Origin of the sequence: Aeromonas sp. Lyrl_2 (genome assembly GCF_051948815.1) — a bacterium.
Classification (GTDB): Bacteria; Pseudomonadota; Gammaproteobacteria; order Enterobacterales; family Aeromonadaceae; genus Aeromonas; species Aeromonas veronii.
On record NZ_JAYJLJ010000009.1, the window covers coordinates 58,109 to 76,212 of the forward strand.

Here is an 18,104-nt window from a genome sequence, read left to right on the forward strand (position 1 = left end):
GTAGAAAATTGGAATTATAATGGAAAATAATCAAGAACACGTAGATAGCAAGCAAACTTCTAATATAAAAACATCAAATATTTCATCTAGTCTACATACGTTGACAAGTGCATATACGTTAAAGCGCCTATCCATTTTTTATGTCCTAATCCTTATAGGCACCATTTTTTATACTGCTATTTATCTTACTATCCAGAACAATTCAAACATATTCATATTGAAGTCAGATACGATTGGTGTCATGACAGAAACATATAATGCAATAATTTTGCTTTTCATACCATTTATATTTGGAGGACTTGGTGCTATTGCAAGAGTTCTTCTTGCTGGGTTAGAAATAATTCAAAGCTATAAGTTAATTGTTTCTTCAGGACTTATGGCATCATTTTCTTGGCTAGGGATAAAAAGCAAATTATTCATATCATTGCTAACCCCATATGTAGAAAAGAAATACTCTATTCCAGAATCACTTCCTATCAATCAAGCTCATGATATAAGCACTGAGTTTTACTCAATGGTATTAATTGCAGTACTTGTCGGAATGTTTGCATCAAACATATACATATTTATTAACCAAAGGGTGGAGCAATTAACTGCCGAAAAATCAAATTATAAAGATAAAACTCAATCAGACAAATAACTACGAGCACTCCATCATACCAAGTTTCGCGTAACGAAGCCTGACCTTTTACAGCGAGTTAAAAATATATCTTTCAAGCGGGCATTGCAGATAGGCGCAATGCCCAATTTACAGATCTAACCAGCAGCCACGATTTTTGCACTGGCGAAACGATATCAAGAATCATCGTCGCACCAACGAAACAATCCTGTTGGAGCAAACAAAACAAAGCGGCAAGCAGTGGCGGGGATCTGCCCCTCCGATCTGCTTGCCGCTGTCTGTTACCACAGGTGTAAACGTCGTTAACGACCCAAGAAGGGTTCCCAGTCCTTGAACACCGGCTGCAACCCCGCCTGCCGCACGGCGGCGGCCACTTCCCCCACCGGGCGGTCGTCGTGGATGGCGAACTGCTCCAGCTCCTCTTTATCCCCTTCGGCATAGCCACCCGGCTGGGTGCGCGATTCGGCCGACATCTGGGTGATGCCAAGGCGCACCGCGCCGTTGCGAAACGTAGCCGACTCGCGGGTGGAGAGCGACAAATCCAGCGTGGGCGAGAAGAGGCGCCAGGCGCAGATAAGCTGGGCCAATTGGCGATCCGACATGACCACGGCAGGCTCAAGCCCACCGGTGCAGGGGCGCAGGCGCGGGAAGGAGAGCGAGTAGCGGCTCTGCCAGTGGTGGCGCTCAAGCCAGCTCAGATGCTCGGCGACAAAGTAGCTGTCGGCGCGCCAGTCCGAGGAGAGACCGATCAGCGCCCCCAAGCCGATTTTGTCGATACCGGCGCGGCCGAGCCGATCCGGCGTGGCGAGGCGCCATGCGATGTCCCGCTTGTTGCCGCGCAGATGGTGGCGGGCGTAGGTGGGGGCGTGGTAGGTCTCCTGATAGACCATGACGGCGTCGAGGCCGAGGGTTTTCAGCTCGGCATATTCGGCCTGCGAGAGCGGCTGCACCTCCATCCCCACCGTGCTGAAGTGGCGGCGGATGATGGGCATCACCTCGCGAAAATAGGCGAGCCCCACCTTGTGTTCATGCTCGCCGGTCACCAGCAGCACGCTGTCAAAACCGCGCGCCTTGATGGCCAAACACTCGCGCTCAATCTCCTCTGCATTCAGGGTCTTGCGCTTGAGGCGGTTGCTCATGGAAAAGCCGCAGTAGGTGCAGTCGTTGGCGCAGAGGTTCGACAGATAGAGCGGCACATAGAAGCCGATGGTGTTGCCAAAGCGCTGGCGGGTCAGCCGCTCGGCCTCGGCCGCCATCTGCGGCAGATAGGCTTCGGCGGCTGGGGAGATCAGCGCCATAAAATCGGCCAGTGTGCGGCGGGGTGAACCCAGCGCCCGCTCTACATCGGCGGCAGTTTTGGCGCGGATCTGCATGCCGATATCGTCCCAGTCAAGCTCCTGCCATCGGTCGAGAAAGGTAGGCTCCTTAGCCCTCACCCCCAGCCCCTCTCCCTTATTTTGTGAAGAGCCGAGAGGGGAGCTAAACACATCAGCCTCGGGTGAAACCGATAAAGAGGGCGTGGCGATTGGCTCTTGTCCCGCGCCAGCATCATGACTCATAACGCCCCCAGAAAATCGGTGAGCGGGCTGGAGGCTTGGGCCTGCTGGGCGCGCGTGCCAAGGCCTGCCTCATAGGCGCTGCGCCCTGCAGTGCAGGCCAGTGCAAAGGCGCGGCCCATGGCGACCGGGTCGCCGCTCACCGCGATGGCGGTGTTGACCAGCACGGCATCGGCGCCCAGCTCAAAGGCGGCCGCCGCGTGGCTCGGCGCACCGATCCCCGCATCCACCACCACAGGCACATTGGCCTGCTCGACGATGATGGAGAGAAACTCCCGGGTCACCAGCCCCTGATTGGAACCGATGGGCGCGCCGAGCGGCATCACGGCGGCGCAGCCCACCTCTTCCAGCCGTTTGCACAACACAGGGTCGGCGCCACAGTAGGGCAGCACCACAAAGCCCTCCTTCACCAGCTGCTCGGCGGCTTTCAGTGTCTCGATGGGATCGGGCAGCAGATAGCGCGGATCGGGGTGGATCTCCAGCTTCAACCAGTTCGTCCCCAGCGCCTCGCGGGCCAGGTGGGCGGCAAACACCGCCTCGGCGGCGGTCTTGGCACCTGAGGTGTTGGGCAGCAGCTTGACCCCGAGTTGCAGCAAGGGGCTCAGGATATCGTCGTGGGCCTTGCCCGGTTCGAGCCGCTTGATAGCCATGGTGACCAGCTGGGAGCCACTCGCCTCGATGGCGGCGGCCATCAGATCCGGGCGGGCAAACTTGCCGGTGCCGGTAAAGAGGCGCGAAGAGAAGGTGTGATCGGCAATCTTGAGCATGTCAGCCTCCTGCCACTGCGATAAGAAGAGATGAAGTTCTACCGCAAGGCAGAACGCTCGAAGATGGGAACGCAAGCATCATGGATCAGCCTCCCGCTATGGCGGTAAAGAGGTGGAGTTCGTCCCCGTCATTGAGACGGGTCTCGGCCCAGCGGCCTCGGGGCAACACGGCGCCATTAAGGGCCACCGCCACCCCCTGTGGATTAACGTCTTGCGCCGCCAGTAGGTCGGCCACGCTCTGCCCTGCCGCCAGCGGCTGGGCTTTATCGTTGAGTCGAATGGTGAGGGTCATGGGGTGATCTCCTTATCGTGTGTCGGGCATCGGCGCTGCCCGCAGACCGGGCAATCGGGGTCGGGAGCCAGAGTGAGGGTCTGCCACTGATGGGTCAAAGCATCGAAGCGGCGCAATGTGCCAGCGACCGGGCTTGCCATCCCGAGCAGCAGTTTCAATGCCTCCAGCGCCTGCAAAGAGCCCATCACCCCCACCAGAGGGCCGGTGACGCCGCTGGTCTCGCAGCGCTGGCTCACCTTGGTATCCAGCGGATATAGGCAGGCGTAGCAGGCGTGCTCACTGCTGGTGCGCGCCATCAGCTGCCCCTGCCAACCCACTGCGGCGGCGGAGATCCAGGGCTTGCCCTGAGCCACGCAGGCGGCGTTGATGGCCTGGCGGGTGGCGAGGTTGTCGCAGCAGTCGATCACCAGATCTACCTCGGCCACAAACTCCGGCAGGCTGGCGGCATCGAGCCGCTGGTTGATGGCGATCAGCTCCACCAGCGGGTTGTGGGCCGCCAACCGCTCGCGGGCCAGCTCCGCCTTGGAGTGGTTGACCGCCTCGCTATCGAACAGGGTCTGGCGCGGCAAGTTGCTGGAATCGACCGTATCGCCATCGGCCAGCCACAAGGTGCCCACCCCGGCCCCGGCCAGATAGAGGGCAAGCGGCGAACCGAGCCCGCCCAAGCCGACGATCAGCACGGACTTATCTTTCAGCCGTGCCTGCCCTTCTTCACCCACTTCCGCCAGCATCAGCTGGCGGCCGTATCGCAGATACTCTTTGTCACTAAGAGAAGCGGCATCAGAGCGCATGTTCAGCCTCCTGTATAACGGTGGCCGAGCGTGGCTCATCCCCCGCCCCCACGGCCACGAGTAGCCGCTCGGTCGCCCCCTGCCAGTCGTCGCTGGCAGTGATGGCCGAGACCAGCGCGATACTGCCGACCCCGCTTGCCTTGACCGCCGCCACCCGCTCCTCGTTGATGCCGCCGATGGCCACCGTCGGCCAATCGCACATCAGGGCGCGGTAGCGATGCAGCCGCACCAGCCCCTGCGGGCGCGAAGGCATCGCCTTGGTGTTGGTCGGGAAGATATGACCCAGCGCCATATAGGAGGGGGCCAGCTCGCGGGCCCGCATCAGCTCGAAGTAGCCGTGGGTAGAGATGCCAAGGCGCAGCCCGGCGGCCTGAATGGCGGCGAGATCGGCGGTCTCCATATCCTCCTGCCCCAGATGCACGCCCCAGGCGCCCGCCTCGATGGCCTGCTGCCAGTAGTCGTTGATAAAGAGCCGCGCCCCATGGCGGCGACCAAGCTCAACCGCATCGCGAATGGCCGGTGCCACCTGAGTGGCGGGCAGATTCTTGATCCGCAGCTGGATGGTCTTGACCCCCTGCCCCAGCAGGCGGCGCAGCCACTTGACCGAATCCACCACAGGATAGAGGCCGAGGTTGTGTTCGGTCGGCGCGAAGGGGCCCTGCGGCAGGCGGGCGCTGCTTGTCTCATAAAGCCCGAAACGACGGTCGAGCGGTGATCCCGCCAGCACGGCACGGGGGAAGTGGGCAAGATCGGTTGGCCAGCCGAGATGGGCGATGGGCCCTGGGCCTGCCCCCACTCCCTGCGCCGCCGCCAAGCCCTGTTGCAGGTAGGCACGAGCGAGGGTGATGGCATCCTCTACCGGATAATCCTGCGCCACCACGGCGGCGATGGCGCTGGCGTAACAGCAGCCGGTGCCATGGCCGTGGCGGGTATCGAGGCGCGGCGCGGCGAGCCAAAATTCACGTTGCTCATCCTGGTAGTAGTCGAGGCAGAGATCGCCGCTCCACTCCAGATGGCCGCCCTTGACCAGCACGGCGCGGGCGCCGAGTTCACGCAGACGGCGGGCGGCGAGGCGCACCAGTTCGGGACTGCTGACCGGCAGTCCGGTCAGGGCTTCCAGCTCGGGGCCGTTGGGGGTGATGAGCGACAGACGTGGCAACAGCTGCTCGCGCACCGCCTCCAGCATATTGGGCTCCGCCATCGGGGTGCCGGTGCTGGCGATGGCCACCGGATCGTAGACCACAAAGGGGGCCTCGATGGCCGCCAGTCGGCGGGCCAGCACCTCCACATGGAGCCGGGTCGGCAGCAGGCCGATCTTGATGGCGGCGGGCGGCAGATCGACGCCAAGGGCGTCGATCTGGGCGGTGAAGGTCTGCATCAGCACGGGGTCGACCATCTTCACCGCCACCGAGTTCTGGGCGGTAATGGCGGAGATGACCGAGCAGCCGTGCACGCCGAGGTCGTGCAATGTGTGCAAGTCGGCCTGAATGCCGGCACCGCCGCCGGAGTCGGAACCGGCGATGGTCCAGACCACAGGCAGCGAGTCGGTCACGGGCGACAAGTCGGCGGGGCTGACAGCCCCGCTTGCGCTGCTCACGCCTCCTCCCCTGCGGCCTGTTTGAGTGCCGCCGCCTGATGGTAGATCTCGCCACCGGTCTCCTTGAAGGTCTCAGCCATGCGGGCCATGCCGCTCTCCACCTGAGCCACTACCTGCTCCTGCTGGCCATCCATGCCGACCAGCTTGATCTCCACGGCTTCCAGCTTCGCCGCGTAGTCACGCACGTCCTGGGTGATCTTCATGGAGCAGAACTTGGGCCCGCACATGGAGCAGAAGTGAGCCACCTTGCCGGACTCCTGCGGCAGGGTTTCGTCGTGGTAGGCACGGGCGGTGTCGGGGTCGAGGGCCAGATTGAACTGATCCTCCCAGCGGAACTCGAAGCGTGCCTTGGACATGGCGTTGTCGCGGATCTGGGCCCCCGGGTGACCCTTGGCCAGATCGGCGGCGTGAGCGGCGATCTTGTAGGTGATAAGCCCCTGCTTCACATCCTCCTTGTTGGGCAGCCCCAGGTGTTCCTTGGGGGTCACGTAGCAGAGCATGGCGCAGCCGTACCAGCCGATGAGCGCGGCACCGATGCCGGAGGTGAAGTGATCGTAACCCGGCGCGATATCGGTGGTGAGCGGGCCCAGCGTATAGAACGGTGCCTCGTGGCAGTGCTCCAGCTGCTCGGTCATGTTGCGCTCGATCATGTGCATCGGCACATGACCAGGCCCCTCGATCATCACCTGCACGTCGTACTCCCACGCGATTTTGGTCAGCTCGCCAAGAGTCCGCAGCTCGGCAAACTGGGCCTCGTCGTTGGCGTCATAGACGGAGCCCGGACGCAGACCGTCGCCCAGCGACAGGGCCACGTCATAGGCGGCGCAGATCTCGCAGATTTCGCGGAAGTGCTGGTAGAGGAAGTTCTCTTTATGGTGGGAGAGGCACCACTTGGCCATGATACTGCCGCCGCGCGAGACGATGCCGGTGAGTCGCTTGGCGGTCATCGGCACGAAGCGCAGCAGGACGCCGGCGTGGATGGTGAAGTAGTCCACCCCCTGCTCGGCCTGCTCCAGCAGGGTATCGCGGAACAGCTCCCAGGTGAGGTCTTCGGCGATGCCGTTGGTCTTCTCCAGCGCCTGATAGATGGGCACGGTACCGATGGGCACCGGGCTGTTGCGCAGGATCCACTCGCGGGTCTCGTGGATATAGCGGCCGGTGGAGAGATCCATGACGGTGTCGGCGCCCCAGCGGGTGGACCAGACCAGCTTCTCCACCTCCTCTTCGATGCTGGAGGTGACCGCCGAGTTACCGATATTGGCGTTGATCTTCACCAGGAAATTGCGGCCGATGATCATCGGCTCCGCTTCCGGGTGGTTGATGTTGCTGGGGATAATGGCGCGACCAGCGGCCACCTCATCGCGCACGAATTCGGGGGTAATGTTCTGGGGCAAACGGGCACCAAAATCGCGGCCCGGATGCTGGGTACGCAACAGTTCGGAGCGCACCCGCTCACGCCCCATGTTTTCGCGAATGGCGATAAATTCCATCTCGGGAGTGACGATGCCAGCGCGGGCGTAGTGGAGCTGGGTGACCCGGCGACCCGGCTTGGCGCGGCGCGGTTTCGGCAGATGCTCGAAGCGCAGGTGATCCAGCCCCTCGTCGGCCAGCCGCTCCTGAGTGAAGGTAGAGCTGAGTCCCGGCAGTTCGTCGGTGTCACCCCGCTCCAGCACCCAGTTTTCCCGCAGGCGCGGCAAGCCGCGGCGCACGTCGATGGCGACCCCATCCTCCCCGTAACGGCCCGAGGTGTCGTAGACCGGCACCGGCTCGTTGGGCTCGAACTGAGGAGCCTCTTTGGTGCCGCCGACGAAGGTGTCGGCCAGCTGGATCTCACGCAGGGGAACACGAATATCGGCGCGGGAGCCTTCGATAAAGATGCGGCGGGAGTTGGGGTGAGCCATCCCCTTGAGGCTGTCGATAAAGGCCTGGGCGCTGGAGCGCTGCTCGCGGCGGCTGGATTTGGCGGTATCAGATACAGAAGTAGACATAGCAAAACTCACATTAACTGGTTGAAGTTATGGGTGTTTGCTTGTCTGGAGTTCGAGGAGAAGATGAACTTGCGGCGGGGTGTTTATCTCGGGAGGGAGTGCGTGCGGGATGGATCTCCGCTCTGCTGTTCTGCCACTTCCCGCTCTCTGCACGCTGTGGGCAAGGCGCCCCACATGCTGGAAAACCGGACGGGACAGACTCCCTCCTGTGCGCCCTGACCCATCAAGGGTGAGCCCTTTGATGAGCGGAAGAGGCTTGTTCCTCCTCCGGCGCGGTAACCCGCAAGTTACCCTTGTTCCCTTCGCAGGTTTTAACCTGATCAGGTTCCACGGATCCCGAATTAACGGTCTCAGCTTCGCGTCGTTCGACGGTCAGCACTCCGACAAGATGGCGCCAGTATAAGGGGGAAAATCTAAAGCACAAGCCGTTAACAATCTGGCCAACACGCCTCTTTCAACAAATGAGTGAACAATGCCTCGCCACGGAGCCACCCCAAACAAAGGTCAAACCTGCGTTGGCATCAACTTGGCACGCCATAGCTTTCTGTTGTGATCATTCAGGGACAAGAGGAGAAAAAGAGGGAAAATCGAGGGGCGCAGGGCAAACAGAAACTGGCCCCTATGAAAGGGGCCTGTGAGGGAGGTTATTGAACCGGAACTATGGTCAGGGATACGTTGCCAAACCCTTCGTTGGCAAGGGCCTCGCTGTCCAGATCCACGCCGGTCAGAGCCACACCTTCAGCAGAGGCGTTACGCAACTGGGCAGAGGCCGTGGAACGGGTCTGGGGCTGACCGATTTCGATATCGCCGGCAAACTGGCTCTCGGCATAGAAGTCACCGGTCACCGCCGAACGGATCGGGCGCAGCACACGACCCAGGTTATTCTGCATGGTCGACAAACCATACTCGCTGATGGTCCAGTTCCAGTCCCACCACTTCACTTCACCCGGGATATAACGCTTGTCCCACTGGTAGCGGATGCTGCTTGCCTTGTCGCGGAACGGGCCGACGGCAAAGGTGTGCTCCCAGGTCGGACGATTCTCCGGATGGGTATACCAGGCATTGCCGCCCCAACGCAGGAAGCCCTTCATGGTCAGGTCATAATTGACCTCGGCCTTGAACTCGTAGGGGTAGGAGATGTTGGACTTGTAGAGCGCAACCCGCACCGGCAGGCTGGAGTGAGGCGGCACCGTGGGGCGCGCTTCAACCGAGACGGTCTCGGTGGTCGAGCCCCCGTGTTGGGAAGCCCAGCTCTGGCTCGCCGCGATCTCGATGGCCAGTTCGGTTTCACCTACCAACGGCCACTGAAACTTGTTCTTGGTGGTCACCTTCTCGCTCAGGCTGTAGGTATCGGTTTTCGACCAGTTGGTGGCCTTGTCGTACTTCAGGGTCACCACCACCTGCTGGGGCAGGTCGGTGTAGTTGGTCGCATTGGCCGTGATGGTCTTGACCAGCTGCTTGCCGCTCTCGGTGACCTGACCATGGCTGAAGGAGTCGGGTTCCAGAGTATATGAGAAGTTGCTTACCTTGATGGAGCTCTTCTCTCCGCAACGATATCCGGAGCAGCCACCGTCATTATTTCCCTTTATCAACCAGCCATCGCCAACCCGGGTAACATCCATATCCTCCCCGACATAGGGACTATGATTTCCACCCACTCAGGCGTATCCCAAATAATGAGCGAGATAACTGATTGGCTTGATAAAATAATCATTGTCGTGGACAAGCCGCCATTGCACATCGACCTCATCACCCGCCGGAATATTCCAGTCAGAGAGTGTTGGTATTTCTCCGGAAACCGGTGAGTTGGGATAGCACCAGGTTTCTCCGGCAGTGCCCTGTTTGATTTCGCCATTATATCCCGGCCCCATAATCACCCAGCGATTAGCCAGCCCGGTGATCTGCCACTGCCCCATGCGGCTGACCAGATTACCCTTGATACTCATGGCTTCATCACGGGTCAGAGGACGGTAACCACTGGCACAGACGCCCGTGCCAAGACCCGCCCACTTGACCTGATCAGGGTAGACAGGTTCAGCCGCCTGCACCTGAGCGAGCATCAATGAATACGCCAAAAACGCCAGATTGGCGGTAATTATTCTATTCATCATTTATCCCTCTTTCAGACATACGATAATTGTTATTGTGTAGAAATATCCTTTTTCATTTGACAGGTATGGACTCCGACAAAACCTGACACAAATAAAATAAACCACCAAAAAACATCCATGACAAACAAAATAATGGTGATACAGGAAAATAATTAGAGCGATGACTTTATTGAGGGATAAATCATAAATATTGTGGCAGCCATTATTTAATGGCTGCCACAATATGGTGAAACCATATTAAATAAGAAGATGCTGAATTACTCTTCCGGATTGATCACTTCAATTCCCTGCAATATTCCATCCGCCGAACGGATCAATACCAGCTCGCTCCCGGCATGCAGATCGGCGGCTGAACCGTTGACCCAGTGCACCTGCGGATTGAGTGGCACTGTGCCCAGGGTTGCCAGCGTGAGCTGCCGTTCATCGAAGGATTGCAGGCGATCTTGCGCCCGCTGCCAGGGCTGATTGGCCAGCGGGGTTCTGGCGGCCAGCAGCTCGATCCGGGTGGCAACGCCATCAGCCACCAGCAGAGCGAGCTGGTCGCCGGGTTTGAGTGGCTGCGGCCAAATCTCCCCCTGCCGCCAGACGGCGGCACTGCCCTGCTCCACCTCGGCCCCCTGAAATTGCAGGCGGATGCCGTCGCTGTGCTCCAGCTCCACCAGCCACAATTCATCGGCTCCCGCCTGCGCCGCCCAGAGCGGTACACCCAGCATCCATGCACACCACTTTCTCGATTGTTCCATCTTCGTTCGTCCCTGAACAAAAAGCCCATGCTGGACAAGCATGGGCTTCATTCGGGAGCATTTCTAATCGGAACGCAGAGATCGGATCAGTCATCCTCGCGGCAGCGGCTCAGGCGCATGCCGTCAAACTTGCACTCCAGCTCCAGCCAGCGCCCTTCGAACGGCGCCAGACTGTTGTCCGAGGTGGTGTAGCCCCAGATCCGCCCCCCTTCCACCGGCCCTTCCAGATCCATCTCGTCCTTGTCATCTTCGTCGAGGGCCTCGACCTTGCGCACATAGCGCACGCCGTTCTCCACCACCCCCTTCATCTCGACCCAGGTACCGCCGAGATCATCCTCGTTGAGCCAATCCTTGAAGCGGGTCTGGTCGTCGATCACGAACGGCATGCCGTTGACCATCAACTGGCCAAGCTGCCAGGTGGTGCGGCCGGTCAGTTTGAATTCGGTCGCCTGTGCGGTGCCAAGTGGCAACAAGATCAGCAACAGGAGGGCGCAGAGAGACTTCTTCATCAGGGATCCTCGGGGTTACACTGGCAAACAGGATGCCGAATCCGGTGTGAAAAGAGCGTGAAACGCTCGCCAACCAGGAGAGCAAAGCATGAAGATTTTGGTAGTGGAAGACAATCCTCAGGTGGCGGAAACCATCATGGATTATCTGGAGCTGGCCGGTCACCGCCTCGATTGTGCCTATCACGGTCAGGCGGCGCTGCAACTGCTGGAGGAGCAGCGTTTCGACGTCATCATCATGGATGTGATGATGCCGCGCCTCGATGGCCTCAGCACGGTGGCGCGCCTGCGCGAGCAGGGGATTGCCACTCCCGTGCTGTTTCTCACCGCCCGCGACAGCCTGGAAGACAAGCTGGCAGGCTTCAAGGCGGGAGGGGATGACTATCTGGTCAAACCGTTCGCCATGGAGGAGCTGGAGGTGCGACTGCAAGCCCTCAGCCTGCGTGGCCCGCGCGGCGATGTGGGGGCCATCAGCTTTGGCGATCTGACGGTCGATGTCGCCAGCGGCCGCGCCACCCGCGCCGGTGAGCCCCTCAAGCTCGGCAAGATCCCGTTCCAAATCCTCGCCCTGCTGGCCCGCCGCGCCCCCGCCATCGTCAGCCGTCAGGAGGTGCTCGACACCGTCTGGGGCGATGAGGAGCCCGACTCCGATGCCCTGCGCAGCCATATCTACGCCCTGCGCAACGCGCTCGACAAGCCCTTCCCCACTCCCATGCTGGAGACCCTGCACGGTCAGGGCTATCGACTGGTGAGCGCATGAGCCTGCCGAGCCTGCGCCGCCGCCTGATCATGGCGCTCGGCGGCGCCGGGGTGGTGCTGCTGATCCTGCTCTCCGGCCTGATGCTGGTGGCCGAAGACAAGATGGAAGAGCTGAGCCTGCGCCACTGGCTGGAAGCCGAAGTGACCCGCTACAGCGATGACTGGCTGCGACTCGGCCCGGCGGCGGCGGCTCCAAGCCCCAGACAGTTCTCCAGCTACTGGACCGAGGCGGGACGCCTGCCGAAATGGCTGAAGCCCTACCAGACCCCCGGCTTTTTCGAGCATCAGCTGGGCAAGGAGGACAAACACTTTCTGGTGGCCCGTCACCCCTCCGGCGAGGGACTGCTCTATCTGGTCTTCAACGACGACGCCGACGACTACCTCGACCCCTACGAGGACAAGCTGCATCTGGCCACCCGGCTGATCGGGGTGACCCTGCTGCTGGGCTGCCTCGGCTTCGGCATCTGGCTGGTACGCCATATCACAGGGCCGCTGCAACGGCTGCAACAGAGGGTCGCCCACCTCACCCCGGATCAGGCGGATTTCGAGCCCGACGCCCCCTGGCAGGAGCTGCGGGATATCGAGCTGGCGCTGCTAGCCGGCAAGCAGGAGGTGAGCGCCGTATTCGCTCGCGAGCAGGAGTTCAGTCGCTTCGCCAGCCACGAGCTGCGCACCCCCAACATGGTGATCCAGGGCTCGGCCGCGCTGCTTGGCAAGGTGACAGATCTGCCCGCACCGGCCGCCCGCGCCACCACCCGTATCCGCGCCGCCGCCGACGAGATGGCGCTGCTCACCGAGACCTTCCTGCTGCTGGGCCGCAAGGAGGCGGTGGAGCGGCCACTGCAGCAGGTGACCCCGCTGATCCGTCAGGAGCTGGCCCGCCTCGCTCCGCTGTTGCAGCGGGAGGCCCTCGATATCCGGCTGAACCTGGACGAGAGCAGCGAAGTAAACGCCCCCCTCTCCCTGCTCGCCATCGCCCTCGGCAACCTGCTGAAAAATGCCCTGAGCTATGCCGAGGGACATATCGACATCGAGCTGTGTGGCCCGGTGCTCACCATCAGCAACCCGACGGCGGCGGCGCCGGATCAGATCCTCGGCTACGGCTGTGGCCTCACCATCATTCAGCGCATCTGCGAGAAGCTGGGCTGGCAGATCGACACCCGGCTGGAGGATGGAATTTTCAGCGCCCGGCTGGAGATGATCGCCAGCGAACCCACGAAGGCATAGCCCCCTCATCCCCGGCCCTTCTCCCGCAAGGGGAGAAGGGAGACAACAGACACTCCCCGGCAAGACCGCTGCACCAGCCAGATAGCAACAAGGCGCCCGAGGGCGCCCTGTTTCTATCTGACGGATGCAAGCCTGAGGCTCACTCCGCCGGTTTGTTCTTGCGGCTCGCCTTGAGTTCGAGGAACTCGATGATCTTGCCGGCTACATCCTTGCCGGAGGCGGCTTCCACCCCTTGCAGGCCGGGGGAGGAGTTGACCTCCAGCACCAGCGGGCCACGGGCGCTACGCAGGATATCCACCCCCGCTACATCCAGCCCCATGATCTTGGCGGCCTGTACGGCGGTTGCGCGCTCTTCCGGGGTGATCTTGATCGCCTCGGCGGTGCCGCCACGGTGCAGGTTGGAGCGAAACTCCCCCGGCTGCGCCTGACGGCGCATGGCGGCAACTACCTTGCCGTTGACCACCAGACAGCGGATATCGGCGCCATTGGCCTCGCGGATATACTCCTGCACCAGAATGTTGTTGTTGGTCTGGATAAAGGCCTCGATCACGCTCTCGGCGGCTTTCTGGGTCTCGCAGAGCACCACGCCAATCCCCTGGGTTCCCTCCAGCAGTTTCACCACCAGCGGCGCCCCGCCCACCATGGTGATGAGGTCGGGTACGTCGTGGGTGCTGTGGGCATAGCCGGTGATGGGCAGGCCGATGCCATGGCGGGAGAGCAGTTGCATCGCCCGCAGCTTGTCGCGGGAGCGGCTGATGGCCACCGAGCTGTTGAGGGCCATGGTGTTCATCATCTCGAACTGGCGCAGCACGGCGGTGCCGTAGGCGGTAATGCTGGCCCCGATCCGCGGGATCACGGCGTCATAGCTTCCCAGCTCCCCACCCTCGTAGTGAATGGAGGGGTTGTGGGAAGCGATATTCATATAGCAGCGCAGGGTGTCGAGCACCTCTACCTGATGGCCGCGTGCCTGTGCCACCTCGACCAGACGGCGGGTGGAGTAGTTTTTCGGCTCACGGGATAAAATGGCGATCTTCATGACAATTCCGCTAGAAGGCTATGCCTGGGCAGGATGGGGCGGGAGAGTATAAGGTGCCACAGCGCCAAGACAACGCCAATTGTTTATCCTGACAACAAGACAAACCACGCAAAACCGCACGCTACCACATCACTGTGACCAACAGGTTAAACGGCGGCTCTGCGCAGGTTGTTCAACCGGTGCAAGGATGCCGCCGTTTCTCGTTAAAGATCAACCGATGTCACGCGGGAGTCAGTTCAGGTTTGGCCCCAGCCAGCGCTCGGCCTCGGCCAGCGTCATCCCCTTGCGAACGGCGTAATCCTCCGCCTGATCTTGCTGGATCTGCGCCACCGCGAAGTATTTGCTCTCGGGATGAGAGAAGTACCAGCCCGACACCGCAGCCCCCGGCCACATAGCGTAGGATTCGGTCAGCTGCATGCCGATGGCCTGCTCGACATCCAGCAACTCCCAGATGCTCCCCTTCTCGGTGTGCTCCGGGCAGGCCGGATAACCGGGGGCCGGGCGGATACCCTGATAGTTCTCGCGGATCAACTCCTCGTTGCTGAGGGCCTCGTCGGGAGCATAACCCCAATGAACCTTGCGCACCTGCTCGTGCAGATACTCGGCAAAGGCTTCGGCGAGACGGTCGCACACCGCCTGAATGAGGATGGCGTTGTAGTCATCGTGCTGCGCCTTGTAGGCCTTGGCGATGGCCTCCTCACCGATGCCGCCGGTCACCGCGAAGGCACCGATCCAGTCGGGCTTGCCACTCTCTTTCGGCGCCACATAGTCCGCCAGACAGTAGTTGGGGAAGCCCTGCTTCTCGCTCTGCTGGCGCAGGTGGTGCAGCACCTTGATGACCTCGGTGCGGGACTCGTTGCTGTAAACCTCGATGCTGTCCCCTACCGAGTTGGCGGGGAACAGACCGATCACCCCGGCGCAGCGCACGCTCTGATCCTTTTCCAGTTGATCCAGCATGGCGTTGGCGTCGGCAAACAGCTTGGTCGCCTCCTCGCCAATGATCTCGTCCTCGAGGATGCGCGGATACTTGCCTGCCAGCTCCCAGCTGAGGAAGAACGGCGTCCAGTCGATGTAGGGGCGCAACACCGAAATGGCCACATCTTCGAACTTCTGCACCCCGAGCTCGTGGGGCTTCGGCGGCTGGTAGCCAACCCAGTCCAGCTGGTGCCGGTTGGCGCGGGCATGAGCCAGACTGACCGGACGGGAGCGCGGCTGCTTGCGGGCATGCTGATCCCGAGCGATCTCGTACTCCTTGTCGATGCGGGCGACAAACGCCTCCTTCAGATCCGGACTAAGCAGGCTCTGGGCCACCCCCACCGCGCGGGAGGCGTTGGAGACATAGACCACTGGCTCCGAGTAGTTCTGTTCGATCTTCACCGCAGTGTGCGCCTTGGAGGTGGTGGCACCACCGATCAGCAACGGCAGCTTGAAGCCCTGACGCTCCATCTCTTTGGCCACGTGCACCATCTCGTCCAGCGACGGGGTGATGAGACCCGACAGCCCGATGATATCGGCGCCGACCTCCCGCGCAGTCTTGAGAATCGTCTCGCAGGAGACCATGACACCGAGGTCGACGATCTCGAAGTTGTTGCACTGCAGCACCACCCCGACGATGTTCTTGCCGATGTCGTGCACATCACCCTTGACGGTGGCCAGCACGATTTTGCCATTGCTGGAGCCGCCCGATTTTTCCGCCTCGATATAGGGCTGCAGATAGGCCACCGCCCGCTTCATCACCCGGGCCGATTTCACCACCTGCGGCAGGAACATCTTGCCCGCGCCGAACAGGTCGCCGACCACGTTCATACCATCCATCAGCGGCCCTTCGATGACGTGCAGCGGCTTCTCCGCGCCAGCGCGTGCCTCTTCGGTATCCTCTTCGATAAAGTCGGTGATCCCCTTGACCAGTGCGTGCTCCAGCCGTTTGCCCACCGGCCAGCTGCGCCACTCCTGATCCCGCGGATCCTCCGCCTGGGCACCGGCACCGCGATACTTCTCGGCGATGGCCAGCAGCTCTTCGGTGGCGTTGTCATTGAGGTTGAGCACCACCGCCTCGACCTTCTCTTTCAGCTCGGCCGGAATGTCTTCATAGATGGCGAGCTGGCCGGCATTGACGATCCCCATGTCCATACCGTTCTTGATGGCGTGGTAGAGGAATACGGCGTGAATGGCTTCGCGCACCGGCTCGTTGCCGCGAAACGAAAACGAGACGTTGGAGACGCCGCCGGAGATCATGGCGTGGGGCAGGTGCGTTTTGATGTCCTTCACCGCCTCGATGAAGTCCACCGCGTAGTTGTTGTGCTCATCAATGCCGGTCGCTACCGCGAAGATATTGGGGTCGAAGATGATGTCTTCCGGCGGGAAACCGACCTGATCCACCAGGATCCGGTAGGCACGCTGGCAGATCTCGAACTTGCGGGCGCGGGTGTCGGCCTGACCCACCTCATCGAACGCCATCACGATGACGGCTGCGCCGTAACGGCGCAGCAGTTTCGCCTGCTGGATAAACTTCTCCTCCCCCTCCTTCATGGAGATGGAGTTGACCACCGGCTTGCCCTGCACGCACTTGAGGCCCGCTTCCAGCACCTCCCACTTGGAGGAATCGATCATCACAGGCACCCGGGCGATATCCGGCTCACCGGCGATGAGGTTCAGGAAGCGCACCATGGCCGCTTCGGCGTCCAGCATCCCTTCGTCCATGTTGATGTCGATGATCTGGGCGCCGTTCTCTACCTGCTGCTTGGCAACATCGAGCGCCTCGTCGTAGAGCCCCTCCTTGATCAGCCGCTTGAACTTGGCCGAACCGGTGACGTTGGTGCGCTCCCCCACGTTCACGAACATGGACTCGGGGGTGATGATCAGGGGCTCGAGGCCCGACAGGCGGCAGGCCACCGGCAGCTCGGGCAGCACACGCGGCTTGATGCCCGCCACAGCGTCCGCCATGGCGCGGATATGGGTCGGGGTGGTACCGCAACAGCCACCGACCAGGTTGAGAAAGCCGCTTTGGGCCCACTCGCGGATATGCTCCGCCATCTCACCCGCATCGAGGTCGTACTCGCCGAACGCATTGGGCAGACCGGCGTTGGGGTGGGCACTGACATGGGTCTCGCTGATGCGCGACAGCTCCTCCACATACTGGCGAAGCTCATCGGGTCCCAACGCACAGTTGAGGCCGAACGACACCGGTTTTACGTGGCGCAGGGAGTGGTAGAAGGCTTCGGTGGTCTGGCCGGAGAGGGTACGACCGGAGGCATCGGTAATGGTGCCGGAGATCATCACCGGCAGGCTGTAGCCCAGCGCCTCGAACACCCCTTCCACCGCGAAGGCGGCGGCCTTGGCGTTGAGGGTATCGAAGATGGTCTCGATCAGTATGATGTCGGCGCCGCCCTCGATCAGGGCGTGGGTCGATTCGGTGTAAGCGGCCACCAGCTGGTCATAGGTGACGTTGCGCTTGCCGGGATCGTTTACATCCGGCGAGATGGAGGCAGTGCGGTTGGTGGGACCCAGAACCCCTGCCACAAAGCGCGGCTTGGCGGGATCTTTTGCCGTCCACTCGTCTGCCACGGCGCGGGCCAGACGGGCGGCTTCACGGTTGATCTCGGCCGAGAACTCTTCCATCTCGTAATCGGCCATGGCGATGCGAGTGGCGTTGAAGGTGTTGGTCTCGAGAATGTCGGCCCCGGCAGCGCAATACTGCTCGTGGATCTCGCGGATCACCGCCGGACGGGTCAGCACCAGCAGATCGTTGTTGCCCTTGATGTCGGTATGCCAGTTGGCAAACCGCTCACCCCGATAATCCGCCTCCCCCAGCTTGTAGCCCTGGATCATGGTGCCCATGGCCCCGTCGATGATCAGGATCCGCTCCCTGAGGCAGGCTTCCAGCTTCTTTGTTACGTCCGACTGCTTGCTCGGCTCTCTGCTCGACATTACGTTCGACACCGCGTGTTCCTCTTACATCCATGCAACTGCGTAAACAGCATCCTAACAGCAAACAAATAAAATGGAAATCTAGCCGTCTATCAGTCCAAATGCGCCACCATATACTCATTTATGGGTAATGAGTAACATAGGGCCCGAGAGTAACCTATGCCCGTCCTGCATAGGGATACGTG

General features: G+C 61.1%; 13 protein-coding genes, 1 pseudogene and 1 riboswitch. Of the genes and pseudogenes, 3 read left to right on the forward strand and 11 right to left on the reverse strand.

Annotation, left to right across the window (positions count from 1 at the left end):
• The first annotated feature begins 19 nt into the window (after positions 1-19).
• The gene (locus VF684_RS09815) at positions 20-640 is read left to right on the forward strand and encodes a hypothetical protein (RefSeq protein WP_376899153.1); all 621 of its coding nucleotides are present in this window, start codon (positions 20-22) and stop codon (positions 638-640) included.
• A gap of 281 nt (positions 641-921) precedes the next feature.
• Here VF684_RS09815 and thiH read toward each other — a convergent pair whose 3' ends face one another.
• The 9 genes and pseudogenes from thiH to VF684_RS09860 form a co-directional block, all read right to left on the reverse strand.
• Positions 922-2,178 (reverse strand): 2-iminoacetate synthase ThiH, encoded by a 1,257-nt coding sequence (gene thiH / locus VF684_RS09820; protein ID WP_139440782.1) that lies wholly within the window; start codon positions 2,176-2,178, stop codon positions 922-924.
• Complete coding sequence (locus VF684_RS09825; RefSeq protein WP_139440783.1) at positions 2,175-2,942, reverse strand: thiazole synthase; 768 nt, start codon at positions 2,940-2,942, stop codon at positions 2,175-2,177. The genes thiH and VF684_RS09825 overlap by 4 nt, the downstream gene beginning before the upstream one ends.
• An 85-nt stretch (positions 2,943-3,027) precedes the next feature.
• Positions 3,028-3,234 carry a sulfur carrier protein ThiS gene (thiS, locus tag VF684_RS09830; protein WP_005357774.1) on the reverse strand — a complete coding sequence of 69 codons (207 nt, stop codon included), beginning with the start codon at positions 3,232-3,234 and terminating at the stop codon, positions 3,028-3,030.
• Positions 3,231-4,025: a HesA/MoeB/ThiF family protein gene (locus tag VF684_RS09835; protein ID WP_376899156.1), complete on the reverse strand. Its 795-nt coding sequence runs from the start codon at positions 4,023-4,025 to the stop codon at positions 3,231-3,233. Before VF684_RS09835 ends, thiS begins: the two co-directional genes overlap by 4 nt.
• Positions 4,015-5,622, reverse strand: a complete 1,608-nt coding sequence (gene thiE, locus VF684_RS09840; protein ID WP_139440786.1) for a thiamine phosphate synthase — start codon at positions 5,620-5,622, stop codon at positions 4,015-4,017. Before thiE ends, VF684_RS09835 begins: the two co-directional genes overlap by 11 nt.
• Positions 5,619-7,610, reverse strand: a complete 1,992-nt coding sequence (gene thiC, locus VF684_RS09845) for a phosphomethylpyrimidine synthase ThiC (RefSeq protein ID WP_044798984.1) — start codon at positions 7,608-7,610, stop codon at positions 5,619-5,621. Before thiC ends, thiE begins: the two co-directional genes overlap by 4 nt.
• 280 nt (positions 7,611-7,890) lie before the next feature.
• A riboswitch (TPP riboswitch) is annotated at positions 7,891-8,003 on the reverse strand.
• Positions 8,004-8,254: 251 nt separating this feature from the next.
• Positions 8,255-9,718 (reverse strand): annotated as a pseudogene (aerA, locus tag VF684_RS09850) (aerolysin AerA).
• A gap of 260 nt (positions 9,719-9,978) precedes the next feature.
• Positions 9,979-10,464, reverse strand: a complete 486-nt coding sequence (locus tag VF684_RS09855; RefSeq protein ID WP_139440789.1) for a hypothetical protein — start codon at positions 10,462-10,464, stop codon at positions 9,979-9,981.
• 86 nt (positions 10,465-10,550) lie between these two features.
• On the reverse strand, positions 10,551-10,973 hold the full coding sequence (locus VF684_RS09860; protein WP_005340092.1) for a hypothetical protein: 423 nt from the start codon (positions 10,971-10,973) through the stop codon (positions 10,551-10,553).
• Positions 10,974-11,061: 88 nt separating this feature from the next.
• On the opposite strand from VF684_RS09860, the gene VF684_RS09865 reads away from it, so the two are divergent.
• Both VF684_RS09865 and VF684_RS09870 read left to right on the forward strand, forming a co-directional pair.
• A complete protein-coding gene (locus tag VF684_RS09865) occupies positions 11,062-11,730 on the forward strand; it encodes a response regulator transcription factor (RefSeq protein ID WP_019446511.1) in 669 nt (222 codons plus the stop codon).
• Positions 11,727-12,956, forward strand: coding sequence for a sensor histidine kinase (locus VF684_RS09870; RefSeq protein ID WP_139440790.1), 1,230 nt, complete (start codon positions 11,727-11,729; stop codon positions 12,954-12,956). Before VF684_RS09865 ends, VF684_RS09870 begins: the two co-directional genes overlap by 4 nt.
• Before the next feature lie 139 nt (positions 12,957-13,095).
• On the opposite strand, the gene rimK is transcribed toward VF684_RS09870, so the two are convergent.
• A complete protein-coding gene (rimK, locus tag VF684_RS09875; protein WP_005340088.1) occupies positions 13,096-13,992 on the reverse strand; it encodes a 30S ribosomal protein S6--L-glutamate ligase in 897 nt (298 codons plus the stop codon).
• 231 nt (positions 13,993-14,223) lie between these two features.
• Positions 14,224-17,919, reverse strand: coding sequence for a methionine synthase (gene metH, locus VF684_RS09880; protein ID WP_376900339.1), 3,696 nt, complete (start codon positions 17,917-17,919; stop codon positions 14,224-14,226).
• Positions 17,920-18,104 lie beyond the last annotated feature (185 nt).

Excerpts from the sequence above, each read along its gene's own strand:
- VF684_RS09815 (WP_376899153.1), top strand. The coding sequence starts at position 20 with ATGGAAAATAATCAAGAACACGTAGATAGCAAGCAAACTTCTAATATA.
- VF684_RS09860 (WP_005340092.1), bottom strand. The coding sequence starts at position 10,973 with ATGAAGAAGTCTCTCTGCGCCCTCCTGTTGCTGATCTTGTTGCCACTT.
- VF684_RS09855 (WP_139440789.1), bottom strand. The coding sequence starts at position 10,464 with ATGGAACAATCGAGAAAGTGGTGTGCATGGATGCTGGGTGTACCGCTC.
- VF684_RS09825 (WP_139440783.1), bottom strand. The coding sequence starts at position 2,942 with ATGCTCAAGATTGCCGATCACACCTTCTCTTCGCGCCTCTTTACCGGC.
- VF684_RS09835 (WP_376899156.1), bottom strand. The coding sequence starts at position 4,025 with ATGCGCTCTGATGCCGCTTCTCTTAGTGACAAAGAGTATCTGCGATAC.
- rimK (WP_005340088.1), bottom strand. The coding sequence starts at position 13,992 with ATGAAGATCGCCATTTTATCCCGTGAGCCGAAAAACTACTCCACCCGC.
- VF684_RS09870 (WP_139440790.1), top strand. The coding sequence starts at position 11,727 with ATGAGCCTGCCGAGCCTGCGCCGCCGCCTGATCATGGCGCTCGGCGGC.
- thiH (WP_139440782.1), bottom strand. The coding sequence starts at position 2,178 with ATGAGTCATGATGCTGGCGCGGGACAAGAGCCAATCGCCACGCCCTCT.
- VF684_RS09865 (WP_019446511.1), top strand. The coding sequence starts at position 11,062 with ATGAAGATTTTGGTAGTGGAAGACAATCCTCAGGTGGCGGAAACCATC.
- metH (WP_376900339.1), bottom strand. The coding sequence starts at position 17,919 with ATGTCGAGCAGAGAGCCGAGCAAGCAGTCGGACGTAACAAAGAAGCTG.
- thiC (WP_044798984.1), bottom strand. The coding sequence starts at position 7,610 with ATGTCTACTTCTGTATCTGATACCGCCAAATCCAGCCGCCGCGAGCAG.
- thiS (WP_005357774.1), bottom strand. The coding sequence starts at position 3,234 with ATGACCCTCACCATTCGACTCAACGATAAAGCCCAGCCGCTGGCGGCA.